Annotated in this window: 19 protein-coding genes; 11 read left to right on the plus strand and 8 right to left on the minus strand. The window is 49.8% G+C overall.

Features of this window, described 5'->3' with window-relative positions; translation table 11 throughout:
• Positions 1–107 precede the first annotated feature (107 nt).
• Positions 108–860 carry an ABC transporter ATP-binding protein gene (locus tag B7991_RS07940; protein WP_088630337.1) on the minus strand — a complete coding sequence of 251 codons (753 nt, stop codon included), beginning with the start codon at positions 858–860 and terminating at the stop codon, positions 108–110.
• A 9-nt stretch (positions 861–869) separates the two neighbouring features.
• Positions 870–1,841, minus strand: a complete 972-nt coding sequence (locus tag B7991_RS07945; RefSeq protein WP_088630338.1) for an iron ABC transporter permease — start codon at positions 1,839–1,841, stop codon at positions 870–872.
• A gap of 131 nt (positions 1,842–1,972) precedes the next feature.
• Between B7991_RS07945 and nspC the strand changes: the two genes are divergently transcribed.
• Positions 1,973–3,100, plus strand: a complete 1,128-nt coding sequence (gene nspC / locus B7991_RS07950; protein WP_088630367.1) for a carboxynorspermidine decarboxylase — start codon at positions 1,973–1,975, stop codon at positions 3,098–3,100.
• A 116-nt stretch (positions 3,101–3,216) separates the two neighbouring features.
• Positions 3,217–3,630: a tRNA (adenosine(37)-N6)-threonylcarbamoyltransferase complex ATPase subunit type 1 TsaE gene (gene tsaE / locus B7991_RS07955; protein WP_088630339.1), complete on the plus strand. Its 414-nt coding sequence runs from the start codon at positions 3,217–3,219 to the stop codon at positions 3,628–3,630.
• Between the two features lie 161 nt (positions 3,631–3,791).
• Here the strand turns inward: tsaE and B7991_RS07960 are convergent, their stop codons facing one another.
• The 3 genes from B7991_RS07960 to B7991_RS07970 are packed head-to-tail and all read right to left on the minus strand — an operon-like array spanning position 3,792 to position 6,141.
• Positions 3,792–4,481 carry a hypothetical protein gene (locus B7991_RS07960; protein WP_088630340.1) on the minus strand — a complete coding sequence of 230 codons (690 nt, stop codon included), beginning with the start codon at positions 4,479–4,481 and terminating at the stop codon, positions 3,792–3,794.
• 9 nt (positions 4,482–4,490) lie between these two features.
• On the minus strand, positions 4,491–4,937 hold the full coding sequence (locus B7991_RS07965; protein WP_012820171.1) for a SufE family protein: 447 nt from the start codon (positions 4,935–4,937) through the stop codon (positions 4,491–4,493).
• Between the two features lie 7 nt (positions 4,938–4,944).
• Positions 4,945–6,141 carry an NAD(P)/FAD-dependent oxidoreductase gene (locus B7991_RS07970; protein ID WP_088630341.1) on the minus strand — a complete coding sequence of 399 codons (1,197 nt, stop codon included), beginning with the start codon at positions 6,139–6,141 and terminating at the stop codon, positions 4,945–4,947.
• A gap of 122 nt (positions 6,142–6,263) precedes the next feature.
• Between B7991_RS07970 and B7991_RS07975 the strand changes: the two genes are divergently transcribed.
• Positions 6,264–7,583: a pentapeptide repeat-containing protein gene (locus B7991_RS07975; protein WP_088630342.1), complete on the plus strand. Its 1,320-nt coding sequence runs from the start codon at positions 6,264–6,266 to the stop codon at positions 7,581–7,583.
• Positions 7,584–7,655: 72 nt separating this feature from the next.
• Here B7991_RS07975 and radA read toward each other — a convergent pair whose 3' ends face one another.
• The 3 genes from radA to B7991_RS07990 form a co-directional block, all read right to left on the minus strand.
• On the minus strand, positions 7,656–9,047 hold the full coding sequence (gene radA, locus B7991_RS07980; RefSeq protein WP_088630343.1) for a DNA repair protein RadA: 1,392 nt from the start codon (positions 9,045–9,047) through the stop codon (positions 7,656–7,658).
• 102 nt (positions 9,048–9,149) lie between these two features.
• Positions 9,150–13,115 carry an EAL domain-containing protein gene (locus tag B7991_RS07985; RefSeq protein WP_088630344.1) on the minus strand — a complete coding sequence of 1,322 codons (3,966 nt, stop codon included), beginning with the start codon at positions 13,113–13,115 and terminating at the stop codon, positions 9,150–9,152.
• A gap of 271 nt (positions 13,116–13,386) precedes the next feature.
• Entirely contained in the window at positions 13,387–14,124 is a 738-nt protein-coding gene (locus B7991_RS07990; protein ID WP_088630345.1) for an SDR family oxidoreductase, read from the minus strand.
• A gap of 293 nt (positions 14,125–14,417) precedes the next feature.
• On the opposite strand from B7991_RS07990, the gene B7991_RS07995 reads away from it, so the two are divergent.
• The 8 genes from B7991_RS07995 to smpB all read left to right on the plus strand — a co-directional run bounded on the left by B7991_RS07995 (position 14,418) and on the right by smpB (position 20,333).
• Complete coding sequence (locus B7991_RS07995; RefSeq protein ID WP_088630346.1) at positions 14,418–14,783, plus strand: helix-turn-helix domain-containing protein; 366 nt, start codon at positions 14,418–14,420, stop codon at positions 14,781–14,783.
• Between the two features lie 40 nt (positions 14,784–14,823).
• Positions 14,824–15,897, plus strand: a complete 1,074-nt coding sequence (rlmN, locus tag B7991_RS08000; RefSeq protein ID WP_088630347.1) for a 23S rRNA (adenine(2503)-C(2))-methyltransferase RlmN — start codon at positions 14,824–14,826, stop codon at positions 15,895–15,897.
• Entirely contained in the window at positions 15,891–16,511 is a 621-nt protein-coding gene (locus B7991_RS08005) for a methyltransferase (protein ID WP_088630348.1), read from the plus strand. The genes rlmN and B7991_RS08005 overlap by 7 nt, the downstream gene beginning before the upstream one ends.
• A 203-nt stretch (positions 16,512–16,714) precedes the next feature.
• On the plus strand, positions 16,715–17,212 hold the full coding sequence (locus B7991_RS08010) for a YchJ family protein (RefSeq protein ID WP_088630349.1): 498 nt from the start codon (positions 16,715–16,717) through the stop codon (positions 17,210–17,212).
• Positions 17,213–17,338: 126 nt separating this feature from the next.
• Positions 17,339–18,304 (plus strand): N-acetyl-gamma-glutamyl-phosphate reductase, encoded by a 966-nt coding sequence (gene argC / locus B7991_RS08015; RefSeq protein ID WP_088630350.1) that lies wholly within the window; start codon positions 17,339–17,341, stop codon positions 18,302–18,304.
• Positions 18,305–18,497: 193 nt separating this feature from the next.
• On the plus strand, positions 18,498–19,499 hold the full coding sequence (gene obgE, locus B7991_RS08020; protein ID WP_012820189.1) for a GTPase ObgE: 1,002 nt from the start codon (positions 18,498–18,500) through the stop codon (positions 19,497–19,499).
• A 32-nt stretch (positions 19,500–19,531) separates the two neighbouring features.
• Positions 19,532–19,882 carry an HU family DNA-binding protein gene (locus tag B7991_RS08025; protein ID WP_088630351.1) on the plus strand — a complete coding sequence of 117 codons (351 nt, stop codon included), beginning with the start codon at positions 19,532–19,534 and terminating at the stop codon, positions 19,880–19,882.
• Positions 19,851–20,333, plus strand: coding sequence for an SsrA-binding protein SmpB (gene smpB, locus B7991_RS08030; protein ID WP_103143257.1), 483 nt, complete (start codon positions 19,851–19,853; stop codon positions 20,331–20,333). The genes B7991_RS08025 and smpB overlap by 32 nt, the downstream gene beginning before the upstream one ends.
• Positions 20,334–20,348: the final 15 nt, after the last annotated feature.

Genomic DNA, 20,348 nt, shown 5'->3' on the forward strand with positions numbered 1-20,348 from the left:
TTTCCAAAAGAAATGTTTCTGTTCCGAAGAACTCGCCACACTCCGGTTACCCGCACACGCTGACAAGCAAAGCGCAACACAAAACACACCAATAGCGTAAAATAAAATCAAAGAGCGTCGCATATTTCCGTCCAGTCTAAAAGTCCATTTTTACGAGCATCCGCTGCCGAAGCCACCTTTACCGTTCCGCCATTTACGACCATAATCTTATCGCAATAGCGTTCCGCGTATTCCACGGAATGCGTCGAAACAACAATGCCCATTTGGCGTTCCACGGCAATTTTTTTGAGCAAGCGGAATAGCGCATGGCTACGCGGGATATCCAAGAAAGCATTCGGTTCATCGAGCAACAAGATTTTCACCTGCTGCGCCACGGCCTCCGCCAAGAACACACGGCTGCGCTCGCCATCGCTCAATTCGGCAATCGGGCGATTTGCAAAATTTGCCACATCCAAAAGCGCCATCGAATTTTCGACAATACGATTATCTTCTTCTGTGCGGCTGTCAAAAATTCCAGAATACGGCGAGCGGCCCAAGCGCACAAATTCGCTCACGCTCATGCGAGGCGGCACTGCACTCGACATTCGAACAAGCGAGATTTCCTGAGCGCGTTCACGAGGCGCCCATTCCGTAAGAGATTTCCCTTCAAGCGAAACCTCGCCCGCCACCGGCGCAAGCAACCCAGCAAACGTTTTTAACAGCGAGCTTTTACCGCAACCATTCTCGCCCATCAAAGCTACAACATTTCCCGAAGCAAGCGAAAAATCAAACGGGAATTTCATAGACGGGAGCGCTTTACCATAGCCCACCAGCAAATTTTTGCACTCCAGCAACGCAGTCTGCAAATTTTCTTCACTCATATCCACCCCCTAAAAACGCGCACCGGAACCGCGCACAAGCACCCACATAATCACAGGAACGCCCACCAGCGAAAGCACAGCATTGAGCGGCACCGAAGCCGGGAAAAGACCTCCCAAAAGAGCAAGCGCCACACCGCACAACGCCGCCCCGGGCAAAAGCACGCGATGGTTCGTCGTCTTGAAAAGCAGATAAGCTAAATGCGGCACAGCAATCCCGATGAACGCCACCGGCCCGCAAAACGCCGTCGTCGCTCCCGCCAAAAGGCTCGCCCCGAGCAACACGCAAATCTTGGAACGCTTCACGTTGAGCCCAAGCCCGTGTGCAAAATCATCACCCAAAAGCGCCGCATTCAAGTACCGCAGCGAAACGCCAATCATCACCAAACCCACAAGTACAGCGGCCACAAAAATCCAGACATCACCGAGCGTCACGCGCCCAAAGCTACCCATGCCCCACGCCACATAAACGCGCAACGATTCCGAAGAGTTCCCTGCAATCAAGACGCTCACAATCGAATCGATAAAGTAGCCCGTCAAAAGTCCAACAATCAAAAGCACGCCCGTCTGCGCAAAACGCGTCGCAGCAAACATCACGACAAGCGTCACAAGCAAAGCCCCAAGCGCCGCCGAGCCCAGCACGCCCACACTTCCAAAGCCAATCCCCGCCAAAAGCGCAAGCGCCACACCAAGACTCGCGCCACTGCTAATGCCAAGCACAAACGGTCCCGCAAGCGGATTCCGAAACACAGTCTGCAGCGACAAGCCCGACACCGCAAGCGATGCCCCCGCCAAAATCGCCGCAATCATTCGCGGGATTCTCAAGTTCCACAAGATGTTCGACGAAACATCCGCACCCGGGCTAAACAGCGCCTGCACCACATCCGCAAACGGAATATTCACCGCGCCAAAGCAAAGTGTGGCGACGCATAACAACGCAATCAAAATCACCAACGCTATAAAACCAATCAACAACCGCCGCAAAACAAGCCTCCAATTATTCAAACACAACCTTAGAAAATTTCAACAAATTTATAAAAAGCTCCGATTCAATACATCTGAATAATACAAAAAAGCATTTGAGCGACAAGACAATAATTTCTATCTTTCTTGCCATGCTCGACTATTCTCAAGTTCCAAGTCCTTGTTTCGTACTTGACGAAACACGTCTCCGCCGCAACATGGAAATCCTCGACGATATCCAGAAAAAGACCGGCGTCAAAATCATCTGCGCGCTCAAAGGTTACAGCTTCTGGCGTTCGTTCCCGCTCATCGGCGAATACCTCGCCGGCGCCACCGCCTCTAGCCTCAACGAAGCCCGCCTCGCGCGCGAAGAGATGAACAAGGAAGTCCACGTCTTTGCACCTGTCTACGAAGACGACGAAATCGACGCCATCCTCGAAGCAGCGGACCACATCACGTTCAACAGCTTTTCGCAGTGGCAACGTTACAAGGACAAGACGCTCGCCCACGGCGTGAGTGCCGGCATCCGCGTGAACCCGGAATTTTCGACAGTCGAAACCGACATTTACAACCCCTGCGGCAAGTTCTCCCGCCTCGGCGTGACCGAAAAGGAATTCAAGCCCGAACTCCTCGATGGCATTGACGGACTCCACTTCCATGCGCTTTGCGAACAGGATGCCGACGCTCTCGAAGGCGTTCTCGCCGCATTCGAAAAACACTTCGGCAAGTACCTCCCGCAAATGAAATGGGTGAACTTCGGCGGTGGCCACCATATCACACGCAAGGACTACCACCGCGACGAACTCGTGCGCATCCTCAAGGATTTCTCCGCACGCTACCCGCACTTGCAGGTCATCATGGAACCGGGCGAAGCCATCGGCTGGCAAACCGGTGAACTCGTCACAAGCGTTGGCGACATCGTCCACAACGAAATGGACATCGCAATACTTAACGTTTCCATCAGCGCCCACATGCCGGACTGCCTCGAAATGCCTTACCGTCCAAGCGTCATCGGCGCCGCATTCCCGGGCGAAAAGGCACACACCTACAAGCTCACGGGCAACTCCTGCCTCGCCGGTGACCAGCTCGGCGACTTCTCTTTCGACGAACCGCTCAAGGTCGGCGACCGCATCATCTTCGAAGACATGATCCACTACACCATGGTCAAGACAACGTTCTTCAACGGTGTGCGCCACCCAAGCATCGGCAAGTTCGACGAAAACGGCAAGTTCCATCTACTGCACAAATTCACGTACGAGCAGTTTAAGGAAAAATTGTAATTGACAACGCCACAGTAATTAGTTAGTAGTCATTAGTTCTTAGTCGCATAATCGCGCCATAGGCGCCAAATATAAACTACAGACCAACGACCATTGACTAACAACTCCATTTCATTATGCTATTCCATTCTGAACAAGACACATATAACTGGGCGCTTGGTTTTGCGAAGGAACTCAAGGTCGGCGACAAAGTCGCCCTCTACGGGAACCTCGGTGCAGGCAAGACCGTCATTAGCCGCGGCATCTGCAAAGGGCTCGGTTTCGACGGCACGGTCTGCTCCCCGACATACACCATCCTCCACGAATACCCGAACAACCCGCCTATTTTCCACTTCGACCTTTACCGTCTCGAAGGCGGCGCCGATCTTTACGAAGTCGGCATGGATCCGGACTATCTCGAAAGCGGCATCAGCCTCATCGAATGGCCCGAGCGATTAGAAGAAAACGACGCAGGCATTACCCACGTCGTTAAAATCCAAATCGTTTCCGAAACAGAACGCGAAATTACTGTTGAGAAAATCGCGAAGTAATACCTTTTTTCGTAGAAATTGTCATTCCCGATTTAATCGGGAATCTCCATCTCGCTCATAAAAAGGCGATGCCCGCATCCTTCGGCTTCGCTCAGGACAGGCTCCGGCGGGCATGACATCGCGACATTGTCACCCCGGTCTCTGTGCCGGGGTCAACTTTTTTAGACTTTCTTGCGCTTACCCTTGCGAGCAAGTTTCTTGTTCGCTTTTTCAATAGAATCGGCAACAGCCTTTGCGCGGAGTTCAGCAGCAACCTGAGCCAAGGAATCCGCAATTGCCTTTTCTCTAGCAATCGAATCGGCGCGAGCAGCGGCTGCAGCAACACTAGCCTTGACAGCTTCGTTTTCGGCAATGTTATTCCAATCCTTGCGGTCACCCTGATTCAAAAGCATCGGGCCCTTGTATTCCTTCACAACGTTGTATGCAGCAACGGTATCGCGAGCAGCCATGGCGCCCATGGCGTCGGCATACAAGTCCTTCTGGTGGTTGCGCAAGTCTTCGATAGCGCCCAAGCGGTTCTGGCGGAGGATTTCCATGGAATCGCTCACAAAGCCCAAGTCCCACGTTTCATTATAGCAGGCTTCAGCATCCACGTACTTTGTAGCATCCGTTTCAGCGGCAACGTACAAAGCATCGCACTTGGCAAAAGAATCAGCGCTCTTTTGCTTGGCGTACTGGTAGTAGTAATAACCACCTACGATTAAACCGATGAGCACGAGCAAGAACACACCGTCCTGCCAGCCCATAATCGGCGCCTGCGGAAGCTTCGGTCTACCATTGATTATTTCACCGGCTTCCAGTTTTTCTTCAGCCTCGTCAAACGGGCTTTTTCCATTCAAGAAACTAAACATAGAGTCGTCCTATTTTTTTGAAATTGCGTCAAAGACGCGTGCGTATAAATAAATCTGTTTCAAAAGGCTTGCAAAACCGTTCGAACGCGTCGGTGAAAGCCCGACATTGAGTCCAATCTGCTGGAAAAACGTCGGATCCACCGAAAGGATATCGGCAGGAGCCATGTCGTTGAAAATCTGCAAGGCAAGTGCACCGAGACCACGGCTAATCAGCGGGTTCGTCGTGCCACCTTCTACATCCATCTCAAAATGGATTTTTGCACCATCAAACTTCGGAACCAGATACATTGTCGAGGCACAACCCTGGATAATGAACTTTTCCGCCTTGAGGGAGGCATCCATTCCCTTGTGCTCACGAGCCAAATCCAAGAGGAATTTCCACTTGTCATCCGGATCTGTAAACGAAGCAAATTTTGCTCTAATCTTTTCTTGACGATCAACAATACTTTCTGACATAATCATACTAATGCAAAAAAGAACGCATTTTCCAAATTACTGACGGGCAAGACCAAAGCACCGCAAAGAAAATTCTAAGCAGAGTCTGCTTCTCGCGCGGGAGCTTCGAGAGGCGCTTGGCGGCCTTGTCAAACTGTTCATCCTTGATTTTTGCAAGCCCAGGCTTTGCCCTTGCAATCTGCAAATGGGACTTTCCAAGCTTAGCCATCCAACGATCAAGGACCGATGCTTCGATACGGGCACGAGAGTTTTCATCCGTCGCATTCAGCCATTCATGAACCGATTCTGCAACGATTTTTCCGCTCAGCAAAGCCTCGACAATCCCCGAACGGCTCAACGGATTCACGCAACTTGCAGCATCACCTGCCTTAAAGAGGCCACACTTGGCAAGCGGCTTATTAGACTGCCCACAGGCAATCATGCCACCGTAAATCGCCTTTATCTTTGCATTCGGGTAATAAGTCGCAATAAAGTGCTTGAGCTTTTCACGCAAAGGCATATTCGGCTTTGCATCCTTCGAAAGCACAAAACCGACATTCACTTCCTTGCCATCACGCGGGAAAATCCAACCGTAACCGCCCTCAAATTCGCTTCCATAAAGCAAATCGATATGGTCACGTTCATGTTCAATGCCTTCGGCCACAGCAAAAATGCCCGGTTCCAAATCAGTATCGCCCGATTCAATCCCTTCAAGGCACGGAATGCCACGCGTCAGGCGGCAGCCGGGGCCACTGGCATCAACAAAAGCATCCGCCAACAGCGAGTACTTCTCTTCACCCACCTGAACATTCAAATTCCAGCCATTTTCGACCTTTTCAATGCTTTTCACAAGCGCATCAAAACGGCATTCCACGCCCGCCTCGACACAAGCATCGGCAATCGCATGGTGGAACTTCGAACGGTCGAGCAAACGGCCGCAGTCCTTGCTGTAAAATTCAGCTTTATAGCCCTTGGGCGACGTAAAATAGATGCCAGAAAGGCTCCCACGCACCCAGGATTCATCAATAGGCCACAAATCGTTCAAACGATGGGTCGATACCGCTTCTGCACAAAAAATGGGCTCTTTCCAGGGTTCCTTTTTGTCCAAAAGCAGGATTTGTCCTGTACCGCCCGTCAATTTTCCAAGCTGGTAAGCGGCCATAAGACCGGCCGGACCTGCCCCGCAGATCACCACTTTGTAAGAATTTGAACGAAAACAAGTCATTTCAACGTAAAATTAGTATTTATTTGGTCACTTTTTATTTTTAGTTGTTAGTTTTGCAAATTTTTTAGTTATTTTAGGGCTATCCGTTATTTGATTTACTTTTTCATAAAGGGAATTTGACTATGAATATGAAGAACGTCTATAAATTTGGTCTCTGCCTCCTTGGTGCACTCGCGCTCAACGTGTCTGCACAGGATTTCAGAGGTAAAGACCTGAACACCTCCTTCCGTGACAAGCGTATCGACAACTACCAGTTCCAGAAGGCAAGGGCCATCAAGGGCGTTACGGACTTCCAGCGCTCTGCCGGTGAATCTCCGAACTTCGAAGAAGCAAACCTTCCCGAAGTCTCTTTCCGCAATGCTGTGATTAGCGGCGCCAACTTCGAAAAGGCAAACCTCAAGGGCGCAACGATTAGCGGTGCAGACATCCGTTCTGCAAACTTCGAAGGCGCAAACCTCGAAGGCGCAAACCTCTATCGCGCAACGCTTCTCGATAGCAAATTCCCGAAGGCCAACCTCAAGAACGCCCGTCTCGACGCAATGAAGGTCTCTGACGAATGCGACTTCAGCAAGGCAGACCTCACTCAGGCTTCCGTGATGGACATGGACCTTACCCGTGCTGACTTCAGCAAGGCAAACCTCACCAACACGAACTTCTCCCGTTCCTTGATGGCTAACAGCGACCTCCGCAAGACCACCATGGAAAAGACGGATTTCACGGCTTGCAACCTCATCGCTGCAAACTTCTCCAGCGTGAAGCTCAACAACGTGAACTTCGCCAAGGCCGGTCTTTCCCAGGCTGACTTCGACGGTGCAGTTTTCAACAACGTGAACCTCCAGGAAGCAGACCTTTCCTTGACCACCTTCAATGACGTGGACCTTTCCAGAACACAGCTCCAGAAGGCCAAGTTCGCTCAGTCCAAGGTCAAGAACATGAAGTTCAACAACCAGGACTTGAACGGTGTCATTTTCGACAAGGGCGACGTTTCCAAGAGCTCCTTCGACAAGACCAAACTCAACAAGGCTTCTTTCTTTGACGCCAACGTCAGCAAGAACGTGTTCAACTACGCCGAACTCATGAAGGCTGTTTTCGACGGTGCCTACGTATTCAAGGACATCTTCGATAACGCCGACCTCACCAAGGCAAACTTTGCAAACTCCACCATCGAACGCTCTGCATTCAACAATTCTCAGCTTTCCGGTGCAAACTTCTCTGGTGCTAAGCTCATCAAGGTCACCTTCACCAACGCAAAGATGGAAGGTGTCAAGATTGACGCAGACACCAAGATGGAAGACGTGGACTTCTCCGGTGCAGACCTCACCGGCGCAAAGATTGAAAAGTTCACTGCCAAGCGCGTGACCTACAACGAAAGAACCAAGTTCCCCAACGGTTTCGACCCGCGCGCATTCGGTTTCACCAGACCGGGCGAAAAGCGCAAGTAAGCCTATCTGAATAACGGAAATGAGGGACGCTCTATTGGAGCGTCCCTTTTCTTTTGCAGCACCAAAGGGGCCTTACTTCTTGTCCATAAGCCAGCTTATCGCTTCAGACAGAGAATGCACACGTACGACCTTCATCCGCCCGACATTCTCCGAAAGCTTGCAACTCGCCGGCACAACAGCCTCCGTCATCCCTAGGCGGCTTGCTTCCTTGAGCCTTTGGTCTAAAAGACTTACGCCACGCACCTCGCCCGACAGTCCAAGCTCCCCAATCGCAATCGTCTGTCGCGAAAGCGGGATTCCCAAGTGATTGCTTGCCACAGCAAGCGCCAAAGCCAAGTCCGACGACGCATCATTCACCTTCATGCCACCGGCAATGCTTGCAAACACGTCCGAGGCTCCAATCGTTATACCACCGAACTTTTCCAAAAGCGCAAGGATGATCGTAAGGCGCTTCGGGTCAATCCCTGCCGCCACACGCTGCGGCACCGCAAAATTCGTCTGGTTCACCAAAGCCTGCGTTTCGAACAGGAGCGCCCGCGAGCCCTCCATCGTACAGCAGACGGCACTCCCCGGTGTCGGCGGAACACCCTCCTGCAAAAAGACCTTGCTCGGGTTCAGCACCGGATTCAATCCGTGGCTCGTCATTTCAAAAACGCCAATTTCATCGGTCGCCCCAAAGCGGTTCTTGATAGTGCGCAAGAGCCTGTACTGGTGATTCCGGTCGCCTTCAAAGTAAACGACTGTATCCACCATGTGTTCCAAAATTCTAGGTCCGGCAATCTGCCCATCCTTCGTCACGTGCCCGATCAGAATTGTAATGCAGCCGGAGTTTTTGGCAAAGACCATCAAGTCCAGTGTGCATTCACGCAACTGCGTCGCGCAGCCGGGAGTCCCAGCAAGTTCACTCTTGTAAACCGTCTGGATAGAGTCAATCACAAGGACCTGAGGTTTGACCTCTTTAGCCTGCTCCAAAATCTTTTCGAGATTCGTCTCGCAAAGGAGCATCATGTCACTCCCCGAAACGTTCAACCGTTCACTGCGGAGCTTCACCTGACAGGCGCTCTCTTCGCCACTCACGTATAAAGCCTTTACACCCGCAGCATTCATCGTCGCAAGCGTCGTGAGCACAAGCGTCGATTTACCAATCCCCGGATCGCCACCAATAAGCACCAGGCTTCCCGGAGCAAAGCCGCCTCCGAGCACACGGTCAAATTCTGAATTCGCCGTGCTCAAGCGCCGAGTATCTTCTGTCGCGACATCCTTGAGCAACACCACCTTATGGACAGGCCCGCCAAGACCACGCCCTGTACGCCCAGCCCCCTCAGCAATCCGTTCAACAACATGTTCCTTAAGCGAGCTCCACGCACCGCAAAACGGGCACTTGCCCGCCCACTTGGGAGTTGTATTGCCACATTCCGTACAGAGATACTCAATTTCTTTCTTCAACTTATTTAGTGCCACCATGTGCACTAATATAATAAAAGTAGAATGTCAAAAGGTGACAATATACGGAAAATTTCCCACCCATAGGACGGGAAATTGACTTTTTTGCATGGAGGAAAAGCTTTATATCAATTCATTTTTGGCATGCGTAACATCCGAAACGGTAATGATGTACTTTTCAGAACCATTATACAGCGGTTTTGCGCGAACGAACTTCACATGTCCATCTTCAAGCGTCAGTGTTCTGCCATAAGTTTCACCAGAAGCACTATTTCGATTAGCCCGTTCCATAAACGCTTCCACAGAGCAAACAGGCATCTGGAACAACTTACAGAGATTCTCTATCGAATCCGATATAGACCTTTGAACATACATAGGCTTACCTTCAAGGCAAGATAGACTCAATAGTCTATTAGTATTGCCATCGAGATAAATGATTTGGTCATACAGATTCAGAACGACCGCATCCGTTAATTCCTTGTAGGCTTCGACATCCGTATCGTTTTCATTCTGGAGTTTCAAAATCACGTCACCCGTATCCGGGTCTGCCATCATGTCAAAAGTCGATTTGATGGAGAACCATCCATTCTTCAAATTATAATTCAAATTCAGCGAAGGAACGGCCCGCTTATTTGCATAAGCAAGAATCAATTTTTCACGAGTGTAATTAGCCTTTTTCTGGACATTTACACTATCCTTTGACATCAGACTCGACAGGTAGTTGTAATGAGCATCGTAAGTGTACTTGCCATTCATTTCTTCAGGAATGTAGCTAATGCCTTCCATTCTGATAACCGGAGAATTTTTCGTAAGGTTCCAGAACAAGTATCCCTTGTATCCCGGCTCATACGACTTGGTATGGGTCGCCTCACCAGACGCCATGAACATCTTGAACGCATTCTTGCGACCAAAGTAATTTTTCAAAGCCATATCGTCTTCAGAGACAAACACCGACAAAATGCGTCCATACGGTGTATCCCTAAAATAACGACCCACATGGTAAATACGTTTGACAAATCCCTTCTTGGTCCTGACTCTGTATGTCGTTTGTGAAGGCAGAGCACCCCTACTCCGAAACAGAGTTTCAAGAGTTTCACCAACGGCAGCATAATCTTCTGGAAGAACAGCCCCCTCAAACTTATTACCCGCCAAGCTGCGGAAATCGTCAACGTTATCGCAATCGAAGATTTCAAGAGCACGCCCGTTCACATAAAGGATATCCCCACTGACAGCTTCCAAAAGGATAACTCCACCCGGGACGTATTCCATATAGTTCAGCGCAAGCTGGTGGAGCAGTTCCGTATTCTTGATGGCATCGTCAATTTTCGACTTGACCTGATCCTTATTCTTAATCGGCGTAAGGATTGACTGATAAGCCCCCAAGCGGACACTTTCCTTTGCCAATTCTTCGTTATCGGTCATCACGATAAACGGCATCTGGAATTCATGCTTGTCGCCATGGAATTTCTGAATAATCTTGAAGCCATCGATTTTCGGAAGAGCGGCATCCACCAGCGCTAACGAAATACGGTTACCATACTCCAGCAAGAAATTGAGCACCTGTTCGCCATCTTCGGCAATCAGCAAGTTGTAATTCGATCTCAAGACACTTTCAAGGAAAGCGCGGTTCTGCGGATTCGTATCGGCAATCAAGATTGTCTTTGCATCTGTCGGGAGCGACGTAATCTTACTACTCGGTGAAGAGATATCAAAGGCGCTCACGTGCGTATTGCGTAGAGACATGTCATAAATGTGGTTACCTTCAATATCGGCAATCAGGTATCCACTCAAGAAGACATACGAACCACGAGCGGCATACGTTATTTCACGCGGACCCGTATAAGCCGCCTTTTCAGCTTCGTGCAGCGTATAGTACGCCGGATCCTCGGGATCATTGATGGCCTTTTCAACATCTTCAATATGGGCAAAGCCAAGGCTCGATATCTGCTCTTCGAGCTGCTTGTTCACAAACAAGAACTTAAACAAGCCATCCTTATAAGAGAGAATTCCCTTAGGAGAATCCACAAGGTAGTCTAAGCTTCCCAATTTGGAATAAACCACACGTGCATTATGGTCTTCGACAGCCATACCAATGGATTCCATGTGTTTCATGGTATCCTTTAACGGCTGAGGTTTTCCGTAATAGTACCCCTGGACCTTTTCGCAACCGATGCCCTTCAAGAAATCCATCTGTTCCTTGGTCTCGACACCTTCGGCAAGAGTCTTTAGCCCAAGATTTTTCGCCATGCGAACCGTGGAACTGATAATCGTGCGAGAGGCATCGTTAAAGTTCGAAAGGAACGCCATGTCGATTTTTAGCTCATCGAACTTGTAATCCTTAAGCGTATTGAGCGAAGAGTATCCACTGCCAAAGTCGTCCATCCAGACTTCGTAACCGACCAAACGGAATCTCTGGATTTCGCTTTGGACATAGGAATCCGAAGCCATGATGCTTTCTGTAATTTCGACTCGGATGTATTCTCGGTCAATGCTGTATTTTTTAAGAGCTCGTTCCACGACATCAAAGATATCGCAGCCGATAAAGTCCAGACGCGAAAGGTTAAAGGACACAGGGACAATCGGTTTGCCAGCATCCAGTTCCGCTCGCATTTCCTTACAGACAATGTTAATGACGTGGCTATCAAGCTTATGGATCTGGCGAGATTCTTCGAGAGCGCCAATAAAGACCGCCGGATTCAAAAAACCATATTGCGGATCCACCCAACGGGCCAGCGCTTCCATACCGCAGAAAGTTTCCGTAATCGTACGGACCACCGGCTGGTAGTAAACCTTGATGTAACCATTATTTATAGCCTCGTCAATGTGGTTTACCACGTAATTCTGCAGCACAAGCGTCTTGCGCAAATCTTCATCGTAATAGCGGAAAAAGTTATCACTAGACTGTTTCTGAACCTTGCATGCAATCTTAGCCTTTTCGCAGGCATCGACCATCGTTTCAAAATCATCAATCTTACAGACCCCGATGTTCACATCCATCGAAATCTTGGAAACGACACTCTTGACATATTTGCGGATTTCACAAAGTTTTTTCTCGATGTTTTTCATGTCAGCAACGACCGTAAAATGGTCATTGGCTAAACGACAAATCAAGTTATTCGGGAATACTTTCTTTAGCGCCGCTGCAAAATTGAGCAAAAACTCATTGCCCTTATCATAGCCATTGGCGTTATTGTAGAGTTTCATCCCGACAATGTCAAAGAATACGACAGAAGGAGTTCCTCCGGCAATCCGGATATCGGTCACATAGCTTTCGCCACGCATGCGGCAATATTCCATATTCGGAAGTCCCGTCAACGTATCAAAATAACGGTCCGTCCTTTCACTTATCCTATGGAAAATCGCATCCTTACCATGCCACTTGATCAGGGAAGCCTTTAAAATCAAATCTCCGCCCGTACGGGAATTCGGAACAAGGACTTCACCTTTTTCAAGGACCTCGTCAAGAGTAATGAGCTGGACTTCATTAGGGTCAAAGAAATATTCTTCAAATGTAATGCCGGAATCAAAAGCTTTTACAGGCGTCCAGACCTTATCTACAGACGCACTGAGCATGTAGATTTCGTGAGTCTTGGCATCGACAATGACAAAAGGCTCTACGCTGTCATTGTTCAAAAACTCAATCAAGCTGTTATCAAATTCATTACGGAAATCCTTGCACGTATCAAAAGCAGAGGTCACATCGTCGTAAACAACAATTGCACATTCAGAGCCATCATCCAAAATACGATGGTAACCTTGGGCATGCAATGTACGGTATTCGTCCTTGCCATACAGTTTTTGGCGGTAAACAACCTCGTAGTGCCCATTCTTGTTTTTTGCAAATTCTTTAGCCTTAGTCGCTACAAAAACAATGTCTTCACGATGGACATCTCTGTACATGTCCGTATCGAGGAACTTCAACAAATCTTCGCGAGTACAACCAGGGGTCTGCCAACGAACAAGTCCATCAGAAACAAGAATAGTCTGAATATGACCATCTACAAATCGGTAGACAGCAAGCGGAACTTCGGAATGCTCCAATTCATTCCGAATCCCCTCAGGAATCTTTTTTTCACCAGCATCAGACATAACCACACGCCTCCGCAGCGAAGGATTTACATCCCATAACAGTCCAAAACCACTCCCCTCCCTATGTCCCTCTAAAGGTTAAAAATAACCTTTATTTATTAAAATAGCATAAATTTTTGAAATTCGCAAGTTTTGTGAAGTATTTTCGTATTAAAATTAAAATATTAGTGTGACTGGCGACACACATTAAAAAGGCCGAAATTTCACAAAAAAGCAAAAATCCCGCAAGGACTGCGGGATTAAAAATTCGCCTGTTGGGCTAAATTTGCAATTAAGCAAAAACTTTACGACCGTTTTCAACAGCATCCACAATGCTCATGCCCACATAATCCTGGGCACTGAACCAGCGGCCACTCTTCTTGTCATCGAGGAGCACGCTTACAAGGGCACCCGGAACAACGCTTTCAGGAGCATTTGGGGCATTCGGACCACCGAGATCCGTGCGAAGCCACCCCGGATCCATGACGTTCATCATCACGTCAGTGCCATTGAGCTTGCAGGCGAAATCCTTCACGAACTTCGTGAGGGCTGCCTTAGCGCAGGCGTAAGCGGCAAGTTCAGGTTCATTGGCGATACCGCTCGTAGTGAGCTGCATGCGACCAAAACCGCGCTTAATCATGCCCGGCAAAAAGTGGTAGGCAATCTTCATCGGTGCAAAGAAGTTTACCGCCATCGCCTGACGAAAATCATCCATCGTGTTCGTTGTGTAATCGGCGAAATAGTGGCTCATAAGGCCTGCATTGTTGAACACGAGGTCCACCTGCACGCCAAAAGAATCGATTTCGGCAAGGGCAGCGTCAATTTCATCTTCGTTTTCGAGATTGCAGCCCACAGCCTTCACCTGCACGCCATACGGAGCAAGTTCGGCGAAAACCTTTTCGGCATGGCTTTTGTCGCGGCCCTGCAAAATGAGATTTGCACCGAGTTTAGCCATTTCGATAGCGATGAGGCGGCCGACACCACGGCACCCGCCCGTTACCAAGCACCATTTTCCTTTTACATCAATCATTCCGTATCCCTTTGCGCAAAGCGCGGTAAATTTTGCCCTACGAAAAATAATCAATCTTTTTCAAAACAGGCGCCAAGGCACTAGACGATTCTGTATACAAATGTAACGACTTATTACCCACCCCTTTAAAACACACCAATTTAATTTTAAACAACAAAAATTTTGAGCCAACAAATTAACCGACATTTTATGTCATAATTAATCAACAAAATCAAAAGATATCAAAGTTTTACGTCATTTTGCAAACTAAAGGATGCACGAACGTTTCCGCTAATTTCATAAAATTAGGCTACATGTATTACGAGACCATTCTACTCCATGAAGCCATAAGGCTACTTCTGATTTCGATTCGGCAACAAAGGCACCACACCCAACAGTCGCTATCGATCGAATCTGGGATATCCAGGCAATTCATATCACAAATGGAATGCGGCAAGAAGCAGCCCTCTATCGATACGCTTTTTCAACTTTCGTCAGCCCTAAAAACAAATATTTGTACACTCATGGCTGAACTCGATAACATTTATCAGCACCTTTTTTGGCAAAAACACCCAAAACTGATCGACAGTGCCACACCACCGCTAATACAAAACGCAGCCGAAAGCGAAGACCCCTGTTTGGAATACATACAGCGAGCAGGTGGATTACACAAGCCCTAGCCCTTAACAAGAATCTTAAAATTTTCTATCTTTTAGGGCTATGGAATGGCAGCGCAATATAAAAACTTTGACAACCGACGAGCTCAAAGCTTGGCTTCGGGACGTTGACGAAAAGCCCTACCGCGCCGACCAGATTCAAAAATGGCTATTCTGCCAGCAGGTGCGTTCTTACGACGAGATGGTGAACATCTCCCCTGCCCTCCGCGAAAAAATGGCAGAACAGTTCACGCTTTGCGGCCTCAAGGAAGACCAGCGTTCTGTTTCTGTCGATGGGACGGTAAAGTGGCTTTTCCAGACCGAAGACGGTCACCATATTGAAACCGTGATGATCCCGGCAAACGGTCGCTATTCCGTTTGCGTCTCGACCCAGGTCGGCTGCGCCATGAACTGCGCTTTCTGCCGCACCGCAAAAATGGGCTTCACGCGTAACCTCGAAGCAGGCGAAATTCTCGAAGAAATCATCAACGTCAACTGGTACTTGAAGGACAACGGCTTCATGAACGAAGAAGGCGGAGTCGCCCAGGTGACGAACATTATCTTCATGGGCATGGGCGAACCGCTCAACAACCTCGAGAACGTCCACCGCGTCTGCTGCACGCTACACAACCAGAAACTTTTCAACATGGGCGCAAAGCGCATGACCGTGAGCACTTCGGGAGTCGTCCCGAAGATCAAGGAACTCGTGGACCGCAACACGCCCTGCTGCCTCGCCGTGAGCCTCAACAGCACGAACAACGAATACCGTTCGTCCGTGATGCCGGTGAACAAGACTTGGCCTATCGAAAAACTTTTGGAAGCGGTTGACGAATACATCCGCCGCACCGATAACTATGTGACGTTCGAGTTCGTGCTCATCCAGAACATCACCTGCACGCCCAAGGCCGCAAAAGAGCTCATCCGCATCTGCGCCCCGCGCCGCGTGAAGGTGAACGCCATCGTGCTTAACGACGGCGACGACCCGACGCTCCACGCCCCCACCCCCGAAGAGGTGGAAGATTTCCTCGCCGCCGTGCGAGCTGCTGAAATTCAAATAACGATCCGCAATCCACGCGGTAGGGACATCCTTGCTGCGTGTGGACAATTAGCGTACAAAAAGGAAGGTAAAGAATGTTAACGCAAAACCTCCCGGAATTCTGGGACAATCTCTATGCCGAAGGCAAGGACTACTGGAATTTCAAGAAGGCGACTCCGGCCCTGCTTGAGTTTTTCAAGCACCCCTCCTGCCCCGCAACCGGCTCTGTGCTGATTCCAGGCGCCGGGTTCGGCTATGATGCCGAGGCATGGGCTTTGCGTGGACACGAAGTTTTGGCAGTCGACTTTGCTCCGACCGCCGTTGATGAACTGGACCACTTGAGCCGCAAGCACAAGAACTTGCGCTCCCTCGACCTCGACTTGTTCACCCTTTCTCCGAAGGATGCCAAGCGCGGTGGCCAGCAGTTCGATATCATTTATGACTACGGCACGTTCTCGGCAATCCATCCGGGCCGCCGCGACGAATTCTTCGAAGTCTGCTACAAGATGATGAAGGACGACGGCGTGTTCATCTGCCTCATGTACCCGCTCATGAACGGCAAGACCATGCAGGGCCCTCCGCACTGCATGAGCGAAGGCGAACTCATGGCTCGTCTGGACGGCGTGTTCGACATTGTTGAACGCATTAAGCCCACGAACAGCATTCCGGGCCGCGAAGGCAAGGAAGAATTCTGGCTCTTGAAGAAGTGCCTGTAATGCCTTTGGTCATTGGTCATTGGTCATTGGTCAATGGTCATTAGTCATTAGAATTTGAGTTCGTTGCAACTTTAGCTGTCATGCCCGCCTCCGAGCGGGCATCTCTTTTTTCTAGACTTTGCACTTGTAAAAAAAGCGCGATAGACTCCACAGGCGCACCATTTTTTTGTATTTTTAGCCCAGTTTTTTATAAGGATTTTACTATGGCTAACGATTTATGCCCGTGCGGTTCTGGCAAGGCCTACTGCGACTGCTGCGAACCGATTATTAAGAAGACCACTCTCGCCCCGTCCCCGGAAGCCCTTATGCGCTCCCGCTACACCGCTTATGCCAAGCACGAAATTGCATGGCTCAAGGACTCCCTCGAAGCCACTCAGCGTGACGACTTTGACGAACCGAGCGTAGAAGCCTGGAGCCGTCAGTCCGAATGGCTCGGCATCGAAATCAAGCAGACCAAGACCGAAGAAGAAAAGAACATCGGCTGGGTCGAATTCGTCGCTCGCTTCAAGCAGGGCAACATCACCCGCAACCACCACGAACTTGGTGAATTCCACAAGGTGGGCGGTGCCTGGTACTTCTATGACGGTCGTGCCGTGAAGCAGGAAACTGTCCGCCACGAAGGTCCGGTTGTCGGCCGTAACGACCCGTGCCCGTGCGGTTCTGGCAAGAAATACAAGAAGTGCTGCGGCGCGAATAAGTAGGAAGTTAAGAGTTCTGAGTTACTAGTTACTAGAATTTCATAACAAGAATTTCTAGTAGCTGTAATCTATAAACTAATAACTTAATAATCCTAGTAACTATCAACTATTAACTAGTAACTAAATCAAATGTTCAAGATATTCGTAGATGGCGAAGCAGGGACCACTGGCCTGCAAATTTTCGAGAGACTTGCCAAACGTAACGACCTGGAAATTCTCAAGATCAATCCAGAACTCCGCAAGGACGTGAACGAACGCCAGAAGATGATCAATGAATCTGACGTGACGTTCCTTTGCCTCCCGGACGCAGCGTCCATGGAAAGCGCCGCCCTCTGCACGAATCCGAACACGCGCATCATCGACGCCTCCACGGCTCATCGCGTGAACCCGGCTTGGACATACGGTATGCCGGAACTTTCGGCCGAACAACGCGAAGCGATTTCCAAGAGCAAGCGCATTGCAAACCCCGGTTGCCACGCCTCGGGATTTATCCTCGGCGTCCATCCGCTCGTTGCATCGGGAATCCTCCCGAAGAGCGCTAACCTCGCCGCTTACAGCATCACCGGTTACTCCGGCGGCGGCAAGAAGCTCATCGCCGAATACGAAGCCGAAGAGGCCCTCAGCCACAAGGCTGGTGAATCGAAGGCTATCATGGCTCCCGCCCCGTACGCGCTTGCGCTCGCCCACAAGCACCTCCCCGAAATGAAGAAGTACTGCGGACTCGAAAACGTCCCGTTCTTCAACCCGGTGCTTGGCCCCTACTACAAGGGTATGGCCGTGACGGTCGCCATCTTCCCGAACATGCTTTCGAAGAAGGTCGGTCCGCAGGACTTGACCGAAATCCTCGCCAAGCATTACGAAGGATCGAAGTTCGTGAAGGTCCTACCGTACGAAGCCGCTCCGGTGCTCTTCAACGGCCGCTTGGACCCGACGGTCTGCAACGACACGAACAACGCCCGCATCCAGGTTTTCGGCAACGAAAACATCATGCAGGTCACGACGATCATCGACAACCTCGGCAAGGGTGCTAGCGGCGCCGCTATTCAGAACATGAATATCGCGCTCGGCCTCGACGAAACGATCGGATTAGTTTAATCCACGAACCGTCATCCTGAGCAACGCGATATATGAAACTTGGCAACTTGTTGCCTTAGTTGAATTAGGTTCGTAGGAGCAGGATCCAGTCAAATTTCAGAAAACGCCAAAGCTCCGTGAGTTTTGGCGTTTTTGTTTTTGGAGGTGAAATTTGTACTCTATGAATTTCATCAAAAATTTCTAAATTTGGGCTATGTTCTTAGACGAAAAAAATATTGAAGTTCGCTCCGGCAGAGGCGGTGACGGCATCTGCAGTTTCCATCGTGAAAAGTTTGTACCCCTCGGCGGTCCCGATGGCGGTGATGGCGGTCGTGGCGGTCACGTGATTTTGCAGGTGAACGAGCAGTACACCACGCTCCTCGACATGGGCAACACGCACATTTACAAGGCAAAGAGCGGTCAGCCCGGTGGCGCCAAGCGCTGCTCCGGTGCATCTGCCGAAGATTTGATCATTAGCGTTCCGCGCGGCACAATCGTCAAGGACGAACAGGGCCATATCCTCACGGACTTGACTGAACCGGGCCAGAAGTGGATTGCGGCTCGCGGCGGCAAGGGCGGCATGGGCAACCAGCATTTCGCAACCCCGAAGGTGCAGGCACCGCGCAAGTGCACTCCAGGTGAAAAGGGCGAAGTCCGCCAGCTGTTCCTCGAACTCAAGCTCATGGCAGACGTGGGTCTCGTGGGTTTCCCGAACGCAGGCAAGTCTAGCCTCGTGAACAAGATTTCTAGCGGACGTCCGAAGGTTGGTGACTATCCGTTTACGACTCTTGAACCGGTGCTCGGCATCGTCCAGGTGAACGGTCACAGCTTTGTGGTTGCCGATATTCCGGGTCTCTTGGAAGGCGCAAGCGAAGGCAAGGGCCTTGGCCACCAGTTCCTCAAGCACATTGAACGTACGCACACGTTGCTCTTTGTGATTGACGGTTTTGCCGAAAACGCCTACGAGCAGTTCAAGGTTCTCAAAGAAGAGCTCAAGGCATTCCACCCGAAGCTTGCCGAAAAGAACTTTGTCGTAGCGCTTAACAAGAGCGACCTCGGCATCGAAAACGCCATCAAGGAATTCAAGAAGCACCGCCAGAAAGTGGTCATCACATCGGCAGTCACTGGCGAAGGTTGCGCTGAATTGCAGCAGGCTTTGGACGCTGCAGTGCCCCATATGCACAAAAAAAGCATCGGTTGGAGCAAAAAAGCGTAACGGTTGCTTAAAATTATTGTAAATTCTTTAATATGAAGGCGGCTCAGTCCAACATAACTAAGAAGGAAATCGTTGATGAAATCGCTTCCCAGACTGGATTTACGCAAGTAAAAACCAAAGTCATCGTGGAAGAACTCATCGACGCTATTTCCAATTGCGTTATCGAGGGCAACAATATCGAGTTGCGTGGATTCGGTCGCTTCAAGAATAAACAGCGCAAGGAACGCCGCACCCGGAACCCCAAGACTGGCGAACTCGTGAACATCCCCGCCAAGGTGCGTCCGGTGTTTGAGCCCAGCAAGGACTTGATCGAAAAAATCAACAACGTTCCTTTCGACTTAGAAGAGGCTTTTGTCCCAAAAGATGATCAAGAAAGAATCTAGTACGCCCGTTATCCAGAACCGCAAGGCGAACCATCTTTATTTTGTAGATGAAACTTTTGAAGTGGGAATCATGCTTATCGGTTCGGAAGTCAAGTCTATCCGTAACGGCAAGTGCACTTTGGGCGAAGCGTGGATTGATATCGACGAAAACAAGGATGAACTCTGGCTCGTCGGTGCGCATATCGACGAATACCTTTTCGCCAACCGTTTCAACCATTTCCCTGCACGCAGAAGAAAGCTCCTCGCCCACACGCACGAAATCCAGAAGATGCGCAAGGCGAAGGAATTGAAGGGTTGCACGATCATCCCGCTGAAAATGTACTTTAAGAACCGTATTGCAAAACTCGAAGTAGGAATATGCCGAGGCAAGGATCAACACGACAAGCGACAGGACATTCTAGTCCGCGATGCCAAGATGGAAATGGCTCGCGCCGCCAAGGCTCATCGCTAATTTTAGCTTTACTGC

The organism is Fibrobacter sp. UWB3 (assembly GCF_002210405.1).
GTDB lineage: Bacteria > Fibrobacterota > Fibrobacteria > Fibrobacterales > Fibrobacteraceae > Fibrobacter.